The sequence below is a fragment of the Polynucleobacter kasalickyi genome, assembly GCF_900176405.1.
Lineage (GTDB): Bacteria > Pseudomonadota > Gammaproteobacteria > Burkholderiales > Burkholderiaceae > Polynucleobacter > Polynucleobacter kasalickyi.
This window is the reverse complement of sequence record NZ_FWXJ01000011.1, coordinates 100,711-120,659: the sequence shown is the minus strand read 5'-3', so window position 1 is coordinate 120,659 and position 19,949 is coordinate 100,711. Positions and strand designations below refer to the sequence as shown.

General features: G+C 40.1%; 19 protein-coding genes and 1 riboswitch. Of the genes, 15 read left to right on the top strand and 4 right to left on the bottom strand.

The annotated features are described in order from the left end of the window. The first annotated feature begins 86 nt into the window (after positions 1-86). The 8 genes from B8983_RS10735 (at position 87) to thiE (ending at position 9,880) form a co-directional block, all read left to right on the top strand. Positions 87-1,091, top strand: coding sequence for a sensor histidine kinase (locus B8983_RS10735; RefSeq protein WP_084284573.1), 1,005 nt, complete (start codon positions 87-89; stop codon positions 1,089-1,091). Further along, entirely contained in the window at positions 1,088-3,712 is a 2,625-nt protein-coding gene (locus B8983_RS10730; RefSeq protein WP_084284569.1) for an EAL domain-containing protein, read from the top strand. Before B8983_RS10735 ends, B8983_RS10730 begins: the two co-directional genes overlap by 4 nt. A gap of 23 nt (positions 3,713-3,735) precedes the next feature. Next, on the top strand, positions 3,736-4,767 hold the full coding sequence (locus tag B8983_RS10725) for an aldo/keto reductase (protein ID WP_084284567.1): 1,032 nt from the start codon (positions 3,736-3,738) through the stop codon (positions 4,765-4,767). A 56-nt stretch (positions 4,768-4,823) separates the two neighbouring features. Further along, positions 4,824-4,922: riboswitch (TPP riboswitch) on the top strand. A gap of 38 nt (positions 4,923-4,960) precedes the next feature. Continuing rightward, positions 4,961-6,850: a phosphomethylpyrimidine synthase ThiC gene (gene thiC / locus B8983_RS10720; protein ID WP_084284564.1), complete on the top strand. Its 1,890-nt coding sequence runs from the start codon at positions 4,961-4,963 to the stop codon at positions 6,848-6,850. Positions 6,851-6,889: 39 nt separating this feature from the next. Further along, on the top strand, positions 6,890-7,978 hold the full coding sequence (locus B8983_RS10715) for an FAD-dependent oxidoreductase (RefSeq protein ID WP_369405857.1): 1,089 nt from the start codon (positions 6,890-6,892) through the stop codon (positions 7,976-7,978). Further along, entirely contained in the window at positions 7,962-8,156 is a 195-nt protein-coding gene (gene thiS / locus B8983_RS10710) for a sulfur carrier protein ThiS (RefSeq protein WP_084284563.1), read from the top strand. Before B8983_RS10715 ends, thiS begins: the two co-directional genes overlap by 17 nt. Before the next feature lie 3 nt (positions 8,157-8,159). Beyond that, the gene (locus tag B8983_RS10705; RefSeq protein WP_084284559.1) at positions 8,160-8,960 is read left to right on the top strand and encodes a thiazole synthase; all 801 of its coding nucleotides are present in this window, start codon (positions 8,160-8,162) and stop codon (positions 8,958-8,960) included. Beyond that, positions 8,945-9,880, top strand: a complete 936-nt coding sequence (gene thiE, locus B8983_RS10700) for a thiamine phosphate synthase (protein ID WP_159460890.1) — start codon at positions 8,945-8,947, stop codon at positions 9,878-9,880. The genes B8983_RS10705 and thiE overlap by 16 nt, the downstream gene beginning before the upstream one ends. On the opposite strand, the gene thiD is transcribed toward thiE, so the two are convergent. Next, complete coding sequence (thiD, locus tag B8983_RS10695) at positions 9,877-10,707, bottom strand: bifunctional hydroxymethylpyrimidine kinase/phosphomethylpyrimidine kinase (protein ID WP_234987017.1); 831 nt, start codon at positions 10,705-10,707, stop codon at positions 9,877-9,879. The two genes, thiE and thiD, sit on opposite strands and share 4 nt — an antisense overlap. A 113-nt stretch (positions 10,708-10,820) precedes the next feature. Between thiD and B8983_RS10690 the strand changes: the two genes are divergently transcribed. The 3 genes from B8983_RS10690 to yjgA are packed head-to-tail and all read left to right on the top strand — an operon-like array spanning position 10,821 to position 13,915. Continuing rightward, the gene (locus tag B8983_RS10690; RefSeq protein ID WP_234987015.1) at positions 10,821-11,831 is read left to right on the top strand and encodes a tripartite tricarboxylate transporter substrate binding protein; all 1,011 of its coding nucleotides are present in this window, start codon (positions 10,821-10,823) and stop codon (positions 11,829-11,831) included. Positions 11,832-11,834: 3 nt separating this feature from the next. Further along, complete coding sequence (locus B8983_RS10685) at positions 11,835-13,322, top strand: protein adenylyltransferase SelO (RefSeq protein WP_084284541.1); 1,488 nt, start codon at positions 11,835-11,837, stop codon at positions 13,320-13,322. Positions 13,323-13,345: 23 nt separating this feature from the next. Continuing rightward, on the top strand, positions 13,346-13,915 hold the full coding sequence (yjgA, locus tag B8983_RS10680; protein WP_084284535.1) for a ribosome biogenesis factor YjgA: 570 nt from the start codon (positions 13,346-13,348) through the stop codon (positions 13,913-13,915). A 14-nt stretch (positions 13,916-13,929) separates the two neighbouring features. Here yjgA and B8983_RS10675 read toward each other — a convergent pair whose 3' ends face one another. Continuing rightward, the gene (locus B8983_RS10675; RefSeq protein WP_084284527.1) at positions 13,930-14,337 is read right to left on the bottom strand and encodes a Rieske (2Fe-2S) protein; all 408 of its coding nucleotides are present in this window, start codon (positions 14,335-14,337) and stop codon (positions 13,930-13,932) included. An 83-nt stretch (positions 14,338-14,420) separates the two neighbouring features. Here B8983_RS10675 and B8983_RS10670 point away from each other — a divergent pair, with 83 nt between their 5' ends. Further along, positions 14,421-14,963 (top strand): carboxymuconolactone decarboxylase family protein, encoded by a 543-nt coding sequence (locus B8983_RS10670; RefSeq protein ID WP_084284524.1) that lies wholly within the window; start codon positions 14,421-14,423, stop codon positions 14,961-14,963. Continuing rightward, a complete protein-coding gene (locus tag B8983_RS10665) occupies positions 14,964-16,148 on the top strand; it encodes a GNAT family N-acetyltransferase (RefSeq protein ID WP_084284519.1) in 1,185 nt (394 codons plus the stop codon). Between the two features lie 29 nt (positions 16,149-16,177). Here the strand turns inward: B8983_RS10665 and B8983_RS10660 are convergent, their stop codons facing one another. Next, the gene (locus B8983_RS10660; RefSeq protein WP_084284516.1) at positions 16,178-16,759 is read right to left on the bottom strand and encodes an HNH endonuclease; all 582 of its coding nucleotides are present in this window, start codon (positions 16,757-16,759) and stop codon (positions 16,178-16,180) included. 137 nt (positions 16,760-16,896) lie between these two features. Next, the gene (locus tag B8983_RS10655) at positions 16,897-18,021 is read right to left on the bottom strand and encodes an NADH:flavin oxidoreductase/NADH oxidase (RefSeq protein WP_084284514.1); all 1,125 of its coding nucleotides are present in this window, start codon (positions 18,019-18,021) and stop codon (positions 16,897-16,899) included. A gap of 147 nt (positions 18,022-18,168) precedes the next feature. Between B8983_RS10655 and msrP the strand changes: the two genes are divergently transcribed. Further along, complete coding sequence (msrP, locus tag B8983_RS10650) at positions 18,169-19,140, top strand: protein-methionine-sulfoxide reductase catalytic subunit MsrP (protein WP_084284607.1); 972 nt, start codon at positions 18,169-18,171, stop codon at positions 19,138-19,140. Continuing rightward, positions 19,109-19,750, top strand: a complete 642-nt coding sequence (gene msrQ / locus B8983_RS10645) for a protein-methionine-sulfoxide reductase heme-binding subunit MsrQ (protein WP_084284511.1) — start codon at positions 19,109-19,111, stop codon at positions 19,748-19,750. Before msrP ends, msrQ begins: the two co-directional genes overlap by 32 nt. Positions 19,751-19,949: the final 199 nt, after the last annotated feature.

Below are 19,949 nucleotides of genomic sequence, written 5' to 3'. Positions count from 1 at the left end.
TTAAATAACCGACCAAGAAAAAGATTAGGATTTAAAACACCCAACGAAGTATTTATGCAGTCCTTAAAACGTGTTGCACTTCGTACTTGAATCCACCATTAACTATTCGAAAAGAATATGAAAAAGAACTTTTTAAATCGAAAGAGGAATTAGAGTTGAGGGTCAAAGAAAGAACCAACGCACTGACCAATGAAATTGTTGAAAGAAAATTAGCTCAACAAGAGTTACTACGAATTAATTCAAATATTGCACTCATTTCCCACCGCGCCGGTAAATTAGAGGTTGTAAATAGTATGTTACATAACGTTGGGAATGTCCTTAATAGCTTGAACATTTCCGTGGGATTATTAAAAGAAAGATTGGCAAATACACCAATCAAAAATCTACCCAAATTAAATGAATTATTGATTCAAAATAAAGGTAATTTATTAGACTTCCTTACTAATGATGAAAAAGGAAAACAAGTTCCAGAATTCATTCATCAAATGACTCAGCAATGGCAGAAAAATCACATCATTATTTCTAAAGAAACTCATAATGTGATTGAATCAATCCAACACATTAATGAAATTATCAGTCGATATAAACTAAAAGATATCGATGAAGGGGAAGAGTTAGGTATTCAAGAGCCCTATTTATTAAGCGAGGTCATTGACAGCACCCTCCTCATCGCTTCACCAGGCTTGATTAAAACCAGTATTCAACTCATCATAGAATATGCACCTAATATTACCTGGGTTGGCGACCGAGTCAAGTTATCCCAAATTATTCTTAATCTAGTCTTAAATGCTAAAGACGCTTTATTATTTTGTAACCAAGATGACAAAAAGATCACGATTCGATCTGAGCTTCAAGAAAACAACATCTCTATTAAAGTACTAGACAACGGATCTGGTATTGATCAAGAGTTTCTCAATAAAATATTCACTTATGGTTTTACAACAAAACCATCCGGACATGGATACGGACTCCACTCTAGCGCACTTGCAGCCGAAGAAGTGGGAGGCAAACTAGAGGTAACTAGCCTAGGAATTAACCAAGGTGCAGAGTTTACTTTAACGCTTCCACAAAATAATAGTAAAACTAAATGAATAATTTTCAAGCAAATGTCAAAAAAGTATTTCGTGTTCTTGTAATTGATGACAATGAAATGATTTATGAAGATTTCATTAAAGTGTTGGACAACAAGTCAGAAAGTAATCAGCAATTAGATCAATTGGTATTTAATCTATTTGGTGAAGCTAAAACCCAGACATCGAATATTCAATATCAAGTTGACTTTGCAATTAATGGCCAAACTGGTCTGGAGATGGTCACAAAAGCATCTCAAGAAAACAATCCCTATTTAATCACTTTTGTTGATATGCGTATGCCAAATGGTTGGAATGGACTTAAAACCATCCAAGAAATTTGGAAAGTTCAAGAGAATTTAAATATTGTTTTATGTACAGCACACTCTGACATTTCCTGGGAAGATATTCACGCAGCATTGCCGACGAATGACCGCTTTTTAATCTTAAAAAAACCTTTTGACACATTTGAAGTAAAGCAAATCGCTTTAACTTTTGTTAGACGCAGTGAGATTGAAGAGAAATTATCGAAAAATACCGAACAGTTATTAATTTCACAAAGGGTCGCAAGAATTGGATACTTTAAATTAAGTACTGATTACTCAATGATTGAAACATCTGAAGTAATCGAAGATTTTCTTGTTTATGCAAATCAAGAAATGCGTAACTCACTTTCTAAAATTCAATCTTTACTTACTTTAACGGATGCAAAAAAACTCTCCGAGCTGATTGGTACTTCAAAAGTATCCTCTGAAAAAATAACCTTAAACTGCCGAACTAACTTAAAAAATTCAAAGGAATTTACTTGGGTAAAAATATCAGGATGTTGGATACCTGAAAACCTTTCTAATCAAGCTCACTTTATAGGTAGCATTCAAGATATTTCAGAATCAAAACAACAAGATCAAAAGGTTTTATTACTTGAAACATCACTATCACAAGTGAGCGATATGGTAATGATTACAGATTTGGGCGATGAAACAGGTAAGAATCATAAGATTTTATATGTTAACGAGAGCTTTGAAAAACAAACTGGCTTTAAAGCAGTTGATGTTATTGGTAAGAATCCAAGATTCTTACAAGGTAAAAAAACTGCGCAAATTGAAATCGAACGAATTCATAAAAGTCTCTCTAATCAGGAGGCAATTCGAGTAGAAATCCTCAACTACAAAGCAAATGGCGACTCGTTTTGGGGAGACCTGACAATATCTCCGATCAAAGATGAAAATCAAACTGTAACTCATTGGATGAGTGTGCAAAGAGATGTTACAAGCAGCAAACTGGCATTAGAAAACATTAAAAAGCTTGCCTATTTTGATGGTCTAACGGGACTTGCAAATCGTCAATTATTTAATGATCGATTATCGAGCACGATCCAATCGTCAAAACGCAGCGCAGGTTTCTATGCCTTAATGCTCATTGATTTAGATAATTTCAAAGAATTGAATGACACCTTTGGCCATGAACGTGGTGATGACCTACTCATTCAAGTTTCAAAACGACTAAAAAAATGTACCCGAGAAGATGATACGGTAGCTAGGCTAGGTGGAGATGAATTTGTGGTTCTTCTGTCAAATATCGGCACCAACATTTCAGAGGTATCAGCAAACACCGAGTTTATTGCCAAAAAAATTAATAAAGTTTTAAGCGAAGAATTTAATCTCAAGGATTCAACCTATCGAACAAGTGCAAGTATTGGCATAACAATTTTTGGTAAAGTTCCCACAACTCCAGATGATGTGCTTAGACAAGCCGATATTGCGATGTATCAATCGAAAGCAACTGGGAAAAATAACTTCACTGTTTTTAATACCGATATGCAACAAATAGTTTTAGATCGGGCTGCAATTGCAGATCGTTTAAAACTAGCCATCATCAATGATGAGTTTGAATTATTTTTCCAACCGCAGTTTGATTTATCACTTGAACTAATTGGTGCTGAAGCTTTGATGCGTTGGAATACCAAAGATATGGGCACTATTCCTCCAGGCGTGTTTATTCCTATAGCAGAGCAAAATGCTCTCATTAGGGAACTAGGTAATTGGGTTTTGCTAAAAGCAGCCTACTATTTAAAAATCTGGTCTGAAATCAAAGAGATGAATCATCTCGTGATGTCCGTCAATGTCAGTACCAGTCAATTTAGTTCTCAGGATTTTCTATCGTCAGTTTTTGATCCAATGGAGAGGTTTGAAACTAGCCCAGAAAAGTTGAATTTGGAGTTAACGGAATCGATTATGGTTTCAGATTTTGAGGATTTAGAAAAGAAATTAAAAATTCTCAAATCATTCGGCATAAAAATTGCTTTGGACGATTTTGGTACTGGATTCTCCACCCTAAATTATCTCAAACGACTTTCCTTAGACGAATTAAAAATTGATCAGTCATTCGTACAAGATTTACCAAGCAATAAACACGATACGGCCATTGCAAGAACGATTATTTCTCTTGGACAATCCTTAGGGTTAAAAGTGACGGCTGAAGGTGTTGAAACAGAAGGACAATTTAACCTATTAAGATCCTTAGATTGCAACCAGTTTCAAGGATATTTATTCAGTAAACCCATACCTGCATTAGAATTTATTGAATATGCTAAGAACTATAATTCAAATAAATTTATTGAATTAAAAATTCCAACTCATTAATAATTAATATCAGGAGTCAATCAATGCGCTATAGATTACTTGGCCCAACAGGGTTATATGTTTCAGAAATATGCTTAGGTACGATGACATTTGGAAATCAAGGTTTTTGGTCTGTCATGGGCGGTCTAGGCCAGATGGATGTTAACCAAATTGTTAAAACCTCTTTTGATCAAGGCGTAAACTTTATTGATACTGCTAACGTCTATTCATTTGGTGAATCAGAAAGCCTACTAGGTCAAGCCATTAAAGATACTGGAATTCCTAGAGATCAATTAATTGTTGCCACTAAATCAACGGGCCCAATGAACGAAACCCCGAATGGTCGTGGACAATCTCGGCACCATATTTTTAACGAAGTTGACGCCTCTTTAAAAAGACTCCAACTAGACCATATTGATTTGTACCAATTCCATGGTTTTGACCCACTTACGCCACTAGAAGAATCGCTAAGTGCTTTAAACGATTTAGTTCGAATGGGAAAAATTCGATATATTGGCCTGTGTAACATGACTGCTTGGCATATGATGAAGGCATTAGCCATTTCAAAAGAAAAGAACTACGCTTCGGTAATTAGCTCTCAATCGCATTACACCATCGCTGGGCGAGATATTGAACGTGAAATATTCCCCTTGCTGAATGATCAGAAACTAGGACTCCTAGTATGGAGCCCCTTAGCTGGTGGATTTTTGTCAGGAAAATTCAAAAACAATAGCCCTCTTCCGGAAAACTCCAGAAGGAACGATTTTGACTTTCCACCGATTCATCGCGAACGTGCATATGCATGTATTGAAGCGATGGAGCCGATTGCTAAAAACCATGGCGTTTCTGTAGCTAGGGTGGCTTTAGCCTGGTTACTCTCGAAACAAGAGGTTACTAGTGTGATTATTGGTGCCAAGCGAATTGATCAATTGAATGACAATTTACTAGCTTCGGAATTAAAACTAAGCCAAGAAGAGTTGAGCTGTTTAAACGAGGTGAGTACTTTACCGATTGAGTATCCTGGTTGGATGTACGATATGCAAGGCAAATATAGAGCAACTCCCCCAGTAAAATAATTGCCGTTTTCTCGAGTAATCTCTCTTTCATCGAGGAATTATGGTAAATTGATAGTTGAATGAAACAGGGGTGCTATCGAAGGATTCGATTGGCTGAGAAATACCCTTAACCCGATCTTGATAATACTTGCGTGGGGAGTTTTCAAAACCAGTATCACTGTTCATTCCTAACCGATTTCAATGGAGATGAACGATGAGTACTGGCACAAAAGACAAATCTAAAAACACCCTAACGATTGACCATCTTGAAAAAGAGCTTGGGCAAAAGTTCGCTTACCCAGCGTCTACTAAATCATTTCTGATTGGCAGTCGACCTGATATCAAAGCGCCTTATCGATTAATCGAGCAGACGCCCACTAAAACTGCTGAAGGCACTTTATTTAACAATCCCCCTATTCCTGTATACGATACTTCTGGCCCTTATAGTGATCCCGATGTCTTTATTCATTTAGGTAAAGGATTACCGAAGTTGAGAAAAGAGTGGATTGAAGAGCGTAATGATACGGAACTATTATCTGGACCATCTTCAACATATGGAATCGCTAGAGCCAATGATCCGGCAACAGCCCATTTAAGGTTTGAGCATATAGCAGCCCCTCGGGTAGCACAACAGAATAAAAATGTATCTCAAATGTACTATGCTAAACAAGGCATTATTACCCCTGAAATGGAGTATGTTGCACTTCGCGAGTCTCTTGGTTTACAAGAGCTTAAAAAAGATCCCGCTTATCAAAAATTACTGAAACAGCATCCGGGCACTTCTCGTGGGGCGAACCTACCAGAGGAAGTAACCCCAGAATTTGTAAGACAAGAAATTGCAGCTGGAAGAGCAATTATTCCTGCGAATATCAATCATCCTGAAGTAGAACCAATGATTATTGGTCGTAATTTTAGGGTAAAAATCAATGGCAACTTAGGTAACTCTGCCGTAACATCATCAATCAACGAAGAAGTTGAAAAAATGATTTGGTCTATTCGTTGGGGTGCAGACACGATTATGGACTTATCCACTGGTGAGCATATTCACGAAACTAGAGAGTGGATTATTCGTAACTCACCAGTACCAATTGGTACTGTGCCAATTTATCAAGCCTTGGATAAAGTGGGTGGTATAGCGGAGAACTTAACTTGGGAAATTTTCAGGGACACCCTGATTGAACAAGCTGAACAAGGTGTAGACTACTTTACAATCCATGCGGGTGTATTGCTGCGCTATGTTCCACTGACAGCCGATCGGATTACTGGAATTGTGTCACGTGGTGGATCGATTATGGCGAAATGGTGTCTCGCCCATCATCAAGAGAATTTTTTATATACCCACTTTAATGAAATTTGTGAAATCATGAAGGCTTATGATGTTTCTTTTAGTTTGGGTGATGGTCTTCGTCCGGGTTGTATTGCTGACTCAAATGATGCCGCTCAATTTGGTGAATTACACACCCTAGGTGAACTCACCAAAATTGCATGGCAACATGATGTCCAAGTCATGATTGAAGGACCGGGTCATGTACCGATGCAAAGAATCGAAGAAAACATGACAGAAGAGTTAGATCATTGTTTAGAAGCTCCTTTTTACACACTTGGACCGCTAATCACTGATATTGCGCCTGGTTACGACCATATTACTAGTGGAATTGGTGCTGCACAAATTGGTTGGTACGGCACCGCTATGTTGTGTTACGTAACGCCTAAGGAACATTTAGGCTTACCTGATAAAGAAGATGTGCGTGTGGGTATCATTACTTATAAGATTGCTGCCCATGGTGCTGATTTGGCCAAAGGCTTGCCGGGTGCTCAGTTAAGAGATAACGCTCTATCGAAAGCACGCTTCGAATTTCGTTGGGAAGATCAATTTAATTTAGGCCTTGATCCAGAGCGCGCGCGTGATTATCATGACGCCACTCTTCCGGCAGATGGCGCCAAGATTGCGCATTTTTGTTCGATGTGTGGACCTAAATTCTGCTCGATGAAAATCACGCAAGAAGTTAGAGATTATGCAAGTCAGTTAGACAAAAACCCTCGTCAGGGTATGGAAGAAAAATCAATTGAATTTAGAAAAAAAGGCAGTCAAATCTATCAATAAATTTTTACGTTGAACACCTTCTCAATTGATTGAATCCAAGTGACTAAAAAACAAGTCATTATTCTCGGTGCAGGGCTCATGGGGCGACTCATTGCCCTTGCCTGCGCTAAAGAAGGCTTTCGCGTTAGTGTTTATGATCAAGGCGGTTCAGAGGTTAAAGATTCTGCCGCCTATACGGCAGCAGCGATGCTTGCGCCTTTAGCCGAGTCGGTCGCCACCGAAAATAATATTATTGAGATGGGACTGTACAGCTTAAATCGATGGCCGGAATTAATTAAAGGTTTATCCAAGCCAGTATTTTTTCAACAAAATGGTAGTTTGATTGTCTGGCATGCCCAAGATCAATCATTGGGAAAACATTTTTATTCACAATTAAATAAAACTCAAAAAATTTTTCCAGCACAATTTCAGCATGAAAAAATTACCCATGAAAAATTAAACCTATTAGAAAATCAATTGGATCATCGTTTTCGTGAGGCTTTGTATTTACCTCATGAAGGACAACTTGATAATCGAGAATTATTAGATGCCTTGTTAATAGATGCCCAACTTTATGGGGCTCAATTTTATTGGTACTCCCCCAGAGAGTTAAGCGACTTTCCAGAGTCAAGTCACTTTAAAATCATTGATTGTCGTGGTTTAGGCTCCAAACAATCGATCACTCCGCTCAGAGGCGTCCGAGGGGAAGTTATTAGAGTCTATGCTCCTGAAGTAAAACTGCAGCGACCTATTCGCTTACTCCATCCACGCTACCCAATCTACATTGCCCCAAAAGATAACGATGTGTACGTCATTGGCGCAACAGAAATTGAATCTGAAGATATGTCAGAAGTAAGCGTCCGTTCTGCCCTTGAATTGCTAAGTGCAGCGTATTCGCTACATAGTGGTTTTGCTGAAGGACGTATTTTAGAGATGAACGCCCAGTGTCGCCCAAGCTTACCGAATAACGCTCCCATCATCCTCAAAACTAATGAACGGATTATTTCGATTAATGGTCTATATCGTCATGGTTTTATGATTTCCCCGGCCCTTTTAGATGCAGCCATGGAGATGATACTGACCGATCAATCTAATTTAGCACAACAATTTTCTATAGAGTCATCCTTACCCCATGCAAGTAATCATTAACCTGAAACCGTTCCAAACCTCAGCAAAACATCTGCAGGAATTATTGGCTGAAATTAGCCCTAAGCGCCCTTTTGGGATTGCCCAAAATGGTACCTTTATTCCTAAAAGTGCCTATGATTCGACACCAGTCGCTGAAGGTGACAAGATAGAAGTGATTTCTCCCGTTACAGGAGGTTAAAAAATGACCATTGATCAGCCTGATTATCTAGAGTTATATGGCCAACAATTTTCTTCGAGATTATTGCTTGGCACTTCGCGCTATCCGTCCCCAAGCATTTTAGAAAGTTGTATTTTAGAAAGTCAGCCAGCCATGGTGACTGCTTCATTACGAAGGCAAGGGGCGAATCCAGAACCTATATCAAGTGGTTTCTGGGAAATATTAAAGAAACTACAGGTCCCGATCCTACCAAATACTGCAGGCTGTCATCGCCCAGATGAAGTGTTTCAAATCGCCCACATGGCACGGGAAGTTTTTGAGACAGATTGGATTAAATTAGAACTCATCGGTGATGATTACACCCTGCAACCAGATACCCTAAACTTAGTCCCTACCGCTGAGCGATTGATTAAAGATGGGTTTAAAGTCCTACCTTATTGCACGGAAGACTTAATTCTCTGTCAACGACTCGTAGATGTTGGTTGCCAAGCGATTATGCCTTGGGCAGCCCCGATTGGAACGGGTAAAGGTCCAATCAATCCTTACGCATTGCAATTATTACGCGAAAGAATTTCTGTACCTATGATTGTTGATGCTGGTATTGGTTTGCCCTCTCATGCCACAACCGTATTAGAGTGGGGATTTGATGCCGTTTTACTCAATACGGCAGTGGCACTTGCGCATGATCCCATCAAAATGGCATCTGCCTTCGCAAGTGCAGTGAAGGCAGGAAGAAGTGGCTATTTAGCAGGAGCAATGCCACAACTCGAGCAAGCGCAAGCGAGTACACCTAACGTAGGAATTCCATTTTGGCATCAAAATTAAATTCACAACTCCCTAAACCTTACCTCACAATACGTGATCAACTTATTGCGCAATATCACCCTCTTCAAATTGAGCAACGAGAACACCACACATTTTGTAATTTTTCAGATACGAATCCCGTTTACCAAATTGTAAAAGAGGCTTGTATCGAGTTAGGCTTCATTGAAATTGATGCGGAGGCCATTGCCCAAGCTTGGCAAAAAAACAATCCATTGATCGATCAATTCAATCATTTGGATTGGCCAGTGACCCCGGATTTATTTCAGATTAAAGGACCAAATTCCGAAACCTCATTCCCAACTTGCCCTAAAAAATTAGGCCTTTATGTGGTTGCACCAACTGCAGATTGGATTGAAAAACTCTTCATCGCAGGTGTCCCCACAGTGCAATTACGCTTCAAATCGGACAATCATCATGCGATTCGACAAGAAGTAAAAAAGGCCGTTGAAATTGCCAAGGAATTTCCAGGTCAACTCTTCATTAATGATTTTTGGGAACTCGCCATAGAATTTGGGGCATATGGGGTTCATTTAGGACAAGAGGACTTAGATACAGCCGATTTTAATGTGATCAAAACAAATGGTCTGCGCTTAGGCATTAGCACTCACGGCGTGGCTGAAATGCAGCGAGCTGATCAAATTTCACCTAGTTATATTGCCCTTGGCGCTATTTTTCCAACGAATTTAAAAATTATGCCAACCGCCCCTCAGGGATTAGCAAGATTAGATTTCTATACAAAACTAGTAGGCTCTTATCCCTTGGTAGGGATTGGTGGAGTCGATGAAACTAATTTAGACGCTGTATTAAAGTGTCGGGTAGGTTCAGTAGCAATGGTTCGATCGGTCATTAATGCACCGGATTATCGAGCGGCAATTAGCCAACTACAAGCAAAGATACAGACGACTCAAGTCGACATTTAGTCAATGGGATATTGCTTAAATGCATGCCATAAAGAGCCATGTCCTGTCCCAAGTTCCTGTTTGGCTACTCGACTAGCAGCGATGATAGCCCTCTGAGTATATTCAACCCCTTGTGCTACCGCATCTTGTAATGGCATTTTGAGGGCTAGTCCACAGGCAATTGCACTAGATAATGTACAACCCGTACCATGAGTATTTTTGGTGCTGATCCGTGGATGATGAAACTCTGTAACAACTGTCTGTTGACCAATTTTCTCGACTAGGACATCCTTTAATAGATCGTTAGATAAATGCCCACCCTTTAACAAGACTGCTTTAGCACCAAGTTTTAATAATGCATGAGCAGCATCTATCATCTCACTCGCTTGAATATCGCTAACATTTAAAAAGGCCTTTGCTTCGATTAAATTGGGCGTGATTAAGCGGCTAATGGGGAATAATAAATTAGCAATCGCATCTTGAATATTGCCCTCTCCGAGGATGGCGCCAGAGCTTGCAACCATGACTGGATCTAACACAATGTTTTGTCGAAGAGGCCCCAACAACTGACTCAACAGTTGAACGGTATGGGTGTTACCAATCATCCCGATTTTTAACGCATCAATTCGGAAATCATTCTCTATGGCTCTAAATTGAGAACTCACCAGGTTCTCTGAAAGTTGTTCAATTTGATCAACCCCTAAGGTATTTTGAGCAGTCACAGCGGTTATCACTGTCATCCCATAACAACCTAAAGAGGTGATGGTTTTCAAATCCGCTTGAATTCCTGCGCCGCCGCTACTATCGGACCCAGCGATGGACAAAACTTTAGGAATATAGCTGTTCAAATGGCAACCCATCATCTTAAAAATGTTTTCAAAACCTTAACATCAGCGCTTTAATCGATCGAAGGATTTACAATAGGCAGATTGAAAGCGTTAAATTTAAAAGGAGACTAAACATGATAAGACATTTATTGAAGAAACAAAACTTCCTCTATTTTCCAATGGTTTTTGTTGGACTTTTACTCTCTTTGATAACGCTCAATAGTGGTTGCATTCAGGCTCAAGAAATATGGCCGACTCGACCAATCACGATGGTCGTACCATTTCCTCCCGGCGGAGTAGCTGATACCGTTGGTAGACCGATCGCCGAAGCCTTAGGCCGACAATTAGGTCAACCCGTTATTATTGAAAATAAAGCTGGTGCTGGTGGCGGAGTCGGTATGGCGGCCGTGTCTAAAGCAAAGCCTGATGGTTACACAATACTAATGACACTTTCTTCAATTTCAATTATTCCTGAAGCTGACAAAATTTTAGGTAAAGAAATTTCCTATCGCACGAATCAATTTGCACCCATTGCCCGCTTCACCGCAGATCCGACCGTCCTTGTAGTAAGAGCAGATAGTCCTTGGAAGAACTATGCTGAGTTTGTCGCTGGCATGAAGAAAACCCCAGGAAAATTCAACTTCGGATCTTCAGGTAATTACGGCACAATGCATATTCCGATGGAAATGATTAAATTAAATAATCAATTTGAAATGGCCCATATTCCTTATACCGGCGCTGGTCCTGCGATTGTCGCATTATTGGGTGGTCAGGTAGATGCTATTGCTACTGGACCAGCTTCTATTGTTCAGCATATCAAGGGGGGCAAAGTTAGAGCACTGGCACATTGGGGTGATGGCCGCCTTGCCAGCCTCCCCGATGTTCCTAGTTTTAAGGAACTTGGTGAAAAAGTTGAATTTGCACAATGGTCTGGATTATTTGTACCAAAAGATACTCCACTGCCAATTGTCGAGAAACTTCGCGCAGCTTCGAAAGCGGCTGTAAATGATGAAAAAGTGAAGATGGTTTTAGAAGGTGCCGGTTCACCAATCCAATTCCTGGACGCGCCAGAATTTCAAAAGTATTGGGACAATGATGCAAAAAAAATGTCTGATATCGTGAAAAAAATTGGCAAAGTTGAATAAGGCATGACGAAATCAATCGATTCATTGAATTGGCAGGACGGGTTCTTGCAACTTGGTAATGCATTTTTTACTCAGTTAAAGCCAACTCCTTTACCGGATCAGTTTTGGGGATCCACCTCAGCAGAGGTCTCAAAACTGATTGGCCTGTCGCCTGATTGGGAACAGGATGAGCAGAACTTAAAAATACTCTCAGGTAATGCCGTTTTAGAAAATAAACCAGCTTATTCAACGATTTACTCCGGCCATCAATTTGGCGTATGGGCTGGTCAATTAGGTGATGGTAGAGCGATTCATCTCGGTACAGTGCAGCATGATGATCAAACGTTCGAAATTCAATTAAAAGGTGCTGGTAAAACACCCTATTCAAGAATGGGAGATGGTCGTGCTGTCTTGAGATCATCGATTCGAGAGTTTTTATGTTCAGAAGCCATGGCCGGTTTAGGTATTCCCACGACGAGAGCGCTTGCTATTACCCACTCTACCGCACCAGTACTTCGTGAAAAATTAGAAACTGCCTCAGTTGTCACTCGAGTTGCACCCTCGTTCATACGGTTTGGACACTTTGAACACTTTGCATCGAATCAACAATATGATCAACTTGCTCAGTTAGCAGACTTTGTCATTGAAACACAATATCCGCATCTCAAAGATGGGGAGGATCCCTATTTAGAGTTACTCAAAGAGGTGATCAGCAAAAGTGCCGATTTAGTAGCTAAATGGCAAGCAGTTGGATTTTGCCATGGTGTTTTAAATACAGACAATATGTCGATTATTGGCCTTAGCTTAGATTACGGTCCATTTAGTTTTATAGATGCCACGGATTTAAAGTTTATCTGCAACCACAGCGATAGTGCTGGTAGGTATTCTTACCTCAATCAACCCAATGTTTTTCACTGGAATTTAGTACGCTTAGCTGAGGCACTTCTACCTCTCATTGCCGCTAGTGATGATGAAGCTGTAATTGATGCTAAAGTCGAAATTTTAAAGGAAATACTTTTTGCCTTTCCGAAAAAGTATGAGCAATTCTATCAGGAAGCTATGCGCTTAAAACTTGGTTTGCCGCAAGTTGAAAATGCGCTAGTGGAAGAACTAGTTTTACTGTTAGACCGAAACAAAGTGGACTACACCTTCTTTTTCCGTGCACTATGTAATGTGGTTGACCGGCCTTCCATTCAAACAATTAGTGTTGTCAAAGATTTGTTCCTCGACCATCAAGGCTTTGACCGTTGGTTACAAAAATACCTGAGTTATATTCCCAGTGAACAAGCTAGTACAATCGCTGCGCAGATGCGCCGCCACAATCCAAAATATATCTTACGTCAATATCTTGCGCAAGAAGTGATAGAAAAAGCCGAACAGGGTGATTTTAGTCTTCTTGAAAAATTGCAGACTTGCCTAAAAAAACCATTTGATGAACAGCCAGAGTTTTCTGAGTTTGCACGCCTACCACCAGACTGGGCTGCTCAAATTAGCGTATCATGCTCTTCCTAACCTGAAAAATAGACTAACTCAAGATGCAAAATAGCCATAACAACATGACCGATGAATATGATGATGAGGACTACGGTCCAAGTAAATCAGAAATTAAACGGCAAATGTTAGCCAGACAAGATTTAGCAAAAACGCTATCTGAGTTGAGTAGTGAACAAATTAAGTCCTTGCCCGTTGATGAAAAAATGAAAGAGAAACTTCTAGAAACGGAAAAAATCAGGTCTTTTGGTGCGATTAAGCGTCATAAGCTTTTTTTGGGTAAGTTAATGAGGGCTTTGGATGAAGAAGAAATTGCTGCTATCGAAGCACGCTTAGAGGCAATTAAAGGCGTAAACAAGGTAGAAATTGCTAAATTTCATCATTTAGAACGCTTGAGAGATGATTTACTTGCTCATGATGCCAGACTAACCCAGTTAATCAATGAGAATCCCAATAGTGACTTACAAAACTTAAGAACGCTGATTAGGAATGCTAGAAAAGAAAAAGCTGACAACAAACCTCCTAAAGCTTTTCGAGAAATATTTCAAATTCTTAAAGCTCTTGAGAACATGAAACAATCTCCACTGGTTGATGAAGACGAGGTTGAAGAATAATGTTTAGTGATTGATCAGCTCCCCATAAACATAATCTTTTCTGCCTCAACCTGAACCCTTAAGGGAATCAATTTTGCCCCCTTAGGACAAGGGCCGTGAACACAGATACCGGTATCGATTTCATACAAAGCATAATGAGTAGAGCACACAATGTGCGAAAAATCCTCATCAAAAAAAATCCCCGGATTCCAGTCCATTTCCATGGGTAAATGTGCACAACGATTTAAATAAGCAACAATGTGTTCATCTTTACGAAGCACAAATGCAGGTAAGTAATCTTCAGGATCAGCATTCATCCCTACAAAAGGCAATATGTCAGAACAACGAATCTGAAAACGCCTTGCTTGATGACTTGGTAAAGCCTCTAAAAGGCAGATCATTTCGCCTTTACGAACGATCAAATCAGTTGGGATCTCACTCATTACTTCCTTTAGCCATAAAGTGGTTAAAATTGTTAAAGTAAAAAAACATTTATTCAGACAACTTATTCTTACTAATTACCATTATGACAAAACAAATTATTCCTTATTTACCGATTGACCTAGTAGAGCCAAAAGAAATTGTCGATGCTGTACGCGCACGTCGCGGCGGTACTTTGCTTAATTTGGACAGAATGCTGCTGAACAGCCCAGCCTTGATTAGAGGATGGAATGCTCATTTAAAAGAAATTCGTGAAAACCTTACACTCGACGATAAATACAAAGAAATTGGTATGTGTGGTGTTGCCATTTTAAATCGTGCTGAGTACGAGTTTATTCATCATGCGCCTGAATTGCTAAAAGCTGGTGGCACTCAAGCTCAAGTAGACGAATTGAGAAAAATTGACACAGCCGCATTCAATACCAGCTTATTTGATGCAACCGAGCTAGATGTAATTGCTTTGACGGTTGCAATGACTAGACATATTGAAGTTCCAGTCGAAGTCATGGAACGCCTACAAAAGACCCTTGGCAATCAAGAAACCGTTGAAATGGTAGCCGTTGTTGCAACCTACAACATGGTTTCTAGATTTCTAATCGCAACAGGCGTATCTCCAGAAAATCATTAATTGGAATCAATTGAATCCTTGTTTTACACTGAAGTACACCACAGCATCAGAGACATTCCGGCTGTGGAGTGGAATCAATTAATCACTGACCCAGACGCCTCACCATTCATTCGACATGAATATTTGGCGGCTCTGGAAATCAGTGAAAGCGTTTCGGTAAAAACGGGTTGGCAACCTTGTCATTTTACTGTTAGAAGCCGCCAGAATGGGGCATTACTCTGTGCTATGCCCGCATATTTGAAAAAACATTCCTACGGCGAGTACGTGTTTGACTGGGCCTGGGCTAATGCTTACCAACAAAATGGCTTGGAATACTACCCAAAACTCTTGAGTGCCATCCCTTTTACGCCCGTGGGAGGCTCACGCCTAATTGGCAGTCATCAGCAGGCACAAGAGATGATCATTGCCAGTGCATTGGCATGGATTAAAGAGCAAAAAATTTCTTCAATGCATCTGCTTTTTCCACTGATTGGAACAGAGGAACTTCTAAAAAAATTCAATTTTTTACGGCGAGAATCCATTCAGTTTCATTGGCAAAATCAGTCCTTAGATAGACCCAATGAACAACTTCAAGATTTCAATGAGTTTGTGTATACCCTCAATAAAAAAAGAAGAAATAATATTCTGCGAGAACGTCAAAGTGTATTAGACGCTGGCGTATCCTTTGAACACAAACCTGGCGCAACACTAGATAGCAAAGATTGGGATGATTTTTATACTTTTTATGAATCTAATTACATTAATCATGGTAATGCCCCCTATTTGACACGATCATTTTTTGAGTTGATTGGTCAATCGATGCAAGAGTACATCCACATCATCTTTGCCATCAAAAATAATCGTCGGATTGCAAGTTCCCTGCTCTTTAGAAACCGTGAAAAATTGGAGAGAGCCTATGGCAGATACTGGGGAAGCACAGAGTATGTAAGTAATTTACACTTTGAAACTGCTTACTACCAAACCATTGAATTTTGTATAGCTGAGAAAATTAGTGTTTTCGAAGGTGGCGCTCAAGGTGAACATAAGATTCACCGAGGACTATTACCTGTCAACCTCTATTCGATGCACTATTTAGTCGATGATCGTTTTGCGAATGCCATTGAAGATTTCCTGCAACGAGAAGGAAACTCGATGCATCGATACCTAAACGAATTAGTAGAACACCAACCTCTTAAAAAAATCTAAATCACTTCATTGGATCCGTCAACGATTAATTAATCAGACTCATCGGGTCTCGCATTCAATAAACGACTATTTTTTGGCAAATTAGCCGCTAAAAACTCCATTTGATCTGCCAGTATATTTCTACCTTTGAGAATCATATCCTCATAGAGGCTAGGAATATAAGGTGCATACATTAAGGACATTCCAGCATTTTCTGGTAGGCGATTGCCCTTTTTTTGGTTACAGGCTCGACAAGCAATCACTAAATTCATCCAAGAATAATGTCCGCCTTTCGAGGCCGGCACAATATGTTCCGCCTCCGCATCGGTCTCATAAACGACACTTGCGCAGTAGGCACACATTCCTTGATCTCGTTTATAAAGCTTTACTTTCGTAATGGCGGGAATGACTTCAAAGAGATTAATGCGAGAACTGCCCTTCGTGGCAATAATGGAGTGCAATTCAATCACCGATTGCTGCCCTGTGAGACGAGAAATGCCTCCTCGCATGACAGCGATGGGTGGCCCTAAAGTCCAAGCAATACTACCTTCTGCATAGTGTTTAGTGGCATCTTCAGCATGAATCCAACTCTGAGGAATACCACTAACGTCAAGCTTCAATATATGGAGCACGTTTAACCTCAATAATTTTTTAAAAAAATCTAGTGTCACGAATCATCTTAATAGAGAATTCATGAAATTGTTAAGATATTTTTAGTTTGCCATTACAGGAGCAAAAAAATTATTGAAGAAATTGGTGCTCCAGCAACTTAACGTTGACCTATTTTGAGTGTTTTAAACACATTTTGGTGCTCCCTAGGCAAACATCTCCAATATTGCGGAGCTGCTTCCACTTGCCCACCAAGGGCTGCGGCGGCTTCCCAAACCCAACGTGGCTTATATAAGAATGCTCTCGCTAGGGCAATTAAATCAGCCTGACCTTGCTGAAGAATCTCTTCAGCCTGAGTTGGCTCAGTAATCAAGCCAACCGCAATCGTAGGTAAACCTGTTTCTGCCTTTACTTTTTGCGCAAAATCAACCTGATAGCCTGGTTTAATCGTGATTTTTTGAGCATTGGATACGCCACCACTAGAAACGTGAATATAAGACACGTCATAGGCCTTTAAGGCATTACACAAAATTACAGTTTCTTCAGGTGTCCAACCATCGGTAACCCAATCACTGGCAGATAGTCGAATGCCTAGAACACCCTTGTAGACATTACGAATAGCCGCAAAAATTTCTATTGGGAAACGCATTCTATTTTCTGATGAACCACCGTATTCATCGGTTCTTTGATTGGCAACGGGTGATAAAAACTGATGAATTAAATAACCATGAGCACCATGGATTTCAATAAAATCGACGCCAATTCTTTCTGCTCTAATGGCAGCTTGCACAAATGCAGCTTTAATCTCTTCGAGACCGGCTTGATCTAGCGCAATAGGAAGCACTTCACCAGGGTTCTGTGGAATAGCGGAAGGTGCTCTAGTTGGCCATCCATTCGGTTGACTTGGTTCAATGAGCGCACCACCCTCCCAAGGAGCTGCACTAGAGGCTTTTCTGCCCGCATGACATAACTGAATCCCCACTTTTACAGCTGGTGCTAATGCTTTTGCCCGATGAAGACGATCTGTAATTGCAGTCTCACAAGCATCGTTATACAAACCTAGGCAATGTGGAGTGATTCTGCCATCGGCAGTAACACCAGTTGCTTCAATAATCAAGGCTGATGCACCACTATTCAGCAGGTTAGTCCAATGAAATAGGTGCCAATCATTTGCTAAACCATCAATTGCCGAATACTGACACATGGGCGCAATCATCGCTCTATTTGCTAAGGTAAAACCACCATTGGGGGCTGGGAGGGAAAACTCTGAAAAAAGTAGGCTCATAATTAATTTTTATTCGTTAGGGTTTTACTAAATTATCTAAAAGTGAATGCAACAAACACAAGTTTAATTGGAATGTTAGTATAAAGGGATTAATCGTTAATTTCGTTAATGCAAACTTTCCCTCTCAATGAATGGTCAGCTTATCCAATGAAAAACACCCCCTCTTCCTCTTTAATTCTCCCTAGTGAGATCACAGATAAAACTTTTTTTGATCATCGTCGCCAATTAATGAAAGTCGCCGCGGTTAGTAGCGTCGGTGCCTCGATGGGAGATTGGTTTACTCGGCAAGCATTTGCCCAAACCCCTGGTAATAAACTGAGTAGTATCCCGAATCCGGCCTTATCGGTGTTGGATAAAAAAACCAGTTATGAGGATGTGACAAGTTACAACAATTTTTATGAATTTGGGATGGATAAAAGTGATCCTAAACAAAACGCAAAAAGTTTGCAAACTACTCCGTGGAAAATCAGTGTTGAGGGACTAGTCAATAAACCAAAGGTTTTCGATTTGTCCGATTTATTAAAACTAGCTCCCATCGAGGAGCGTGTTTATCGGATGCGTTGTGTTGAGGGATGGTCAATGGTCATTCCATGGTTAGGCTACTCACTAGCCAACCTAATTAAGCAAGTCGAGCCTCAAGGCTCGGCAAAATTCGTGGAGTTTATTTCACTTGCTGATAAAAAACAAATGACTGGCCTTGGTAGTGAGGTACTACATTGGCCCTACGTAGAGGGCTTGAGACTAGATGAGGCGATGCATCCACTAACCCTTCTCACCCTTGGACTTTACGGAGAGGTGTTACCTAAACAAAATGGTGCGCCAGTAAGACTCGTTGTACCTTGGAAATATGGTTTTAAAAGCGCAAAGTCGATTGTAAAAATTCGTTTAGTTGAAAAACAGCCCGCCAATAGCTGGTGGTTAGCCAACCCTGGAGAGTACGGTTTTTACTCCAACGTAAATCCTGAGGTGGACCACCCCCGCTGGTCTCAAGCAACAGAGAGAAAAATTGGCGATGAAAAAGGATTTTTTGGTCCAAAACGCAAAACCCTCATGTTTAATGGTTACACGGAGCAAGTAGGATCAATGTATGCAGGTATGGACCTTAAAAAGTACTATTAAAGAATATGGCCGGTATGCCATCTACCTTTTTTGTGCTTTTCCGTTTCTTCGATTACTAGGACTCGGTTTTACTAATTCTTTAACGGCTAATCCGATTGAGTTCATTACACGTTATACCGGTACTTGGGCTATTGTTTTCTTGTGTTGTACATTAGCAGTCACACCGATTAGAAAATTATCGAATATGAATTACTTGGTCCTCTACCGAAGACCTTTAGGATTGACTTGCTTTGCCTATTCACTACTGCATTTTCTTACTTGGTTGGTGCTAGACCACCAATTAGAGTTTTCAGAAATTATTCCTGATTTTTATAAAAGAACCTACATTACAGTTGGTTTAGCGGCATTTTTACTCTTGATTCCACTAGCTTCTACCTCAACCCATCGCATGCAACGACTCTTGGGCAGGAAATGGCAGAAGCTTCACCAATTAATTTATCTGATAGCAATCTTAGCGCCCCTTCATTACTGGCTGCATAAAGCCGCTAAAAACAATTTATTTACAGTCAAAATTTATGTCGGTATTATCGGCACACTTCTAGGCTATCGCTTTCTCAGTTGGCTAATTAAAAAATATCAGCTCTCATTTTCAAAGATGAAGATTCGGTAGAGATATCCTTAAATCCTAAAAAACCATCAAAAACTGATATGATTGAGGGTTTATAGCCTTGAGAATGAGTTGTTTTGACTGAAGCAATTGCTCATCATTCATCCGACTTTCGGATTGTTTTACTAGCAAAGTACTGAACCCATCCAAAACTTTGACTGAAATTCGATTCAAACTCACGATTCAATCTCACTTAACCTTG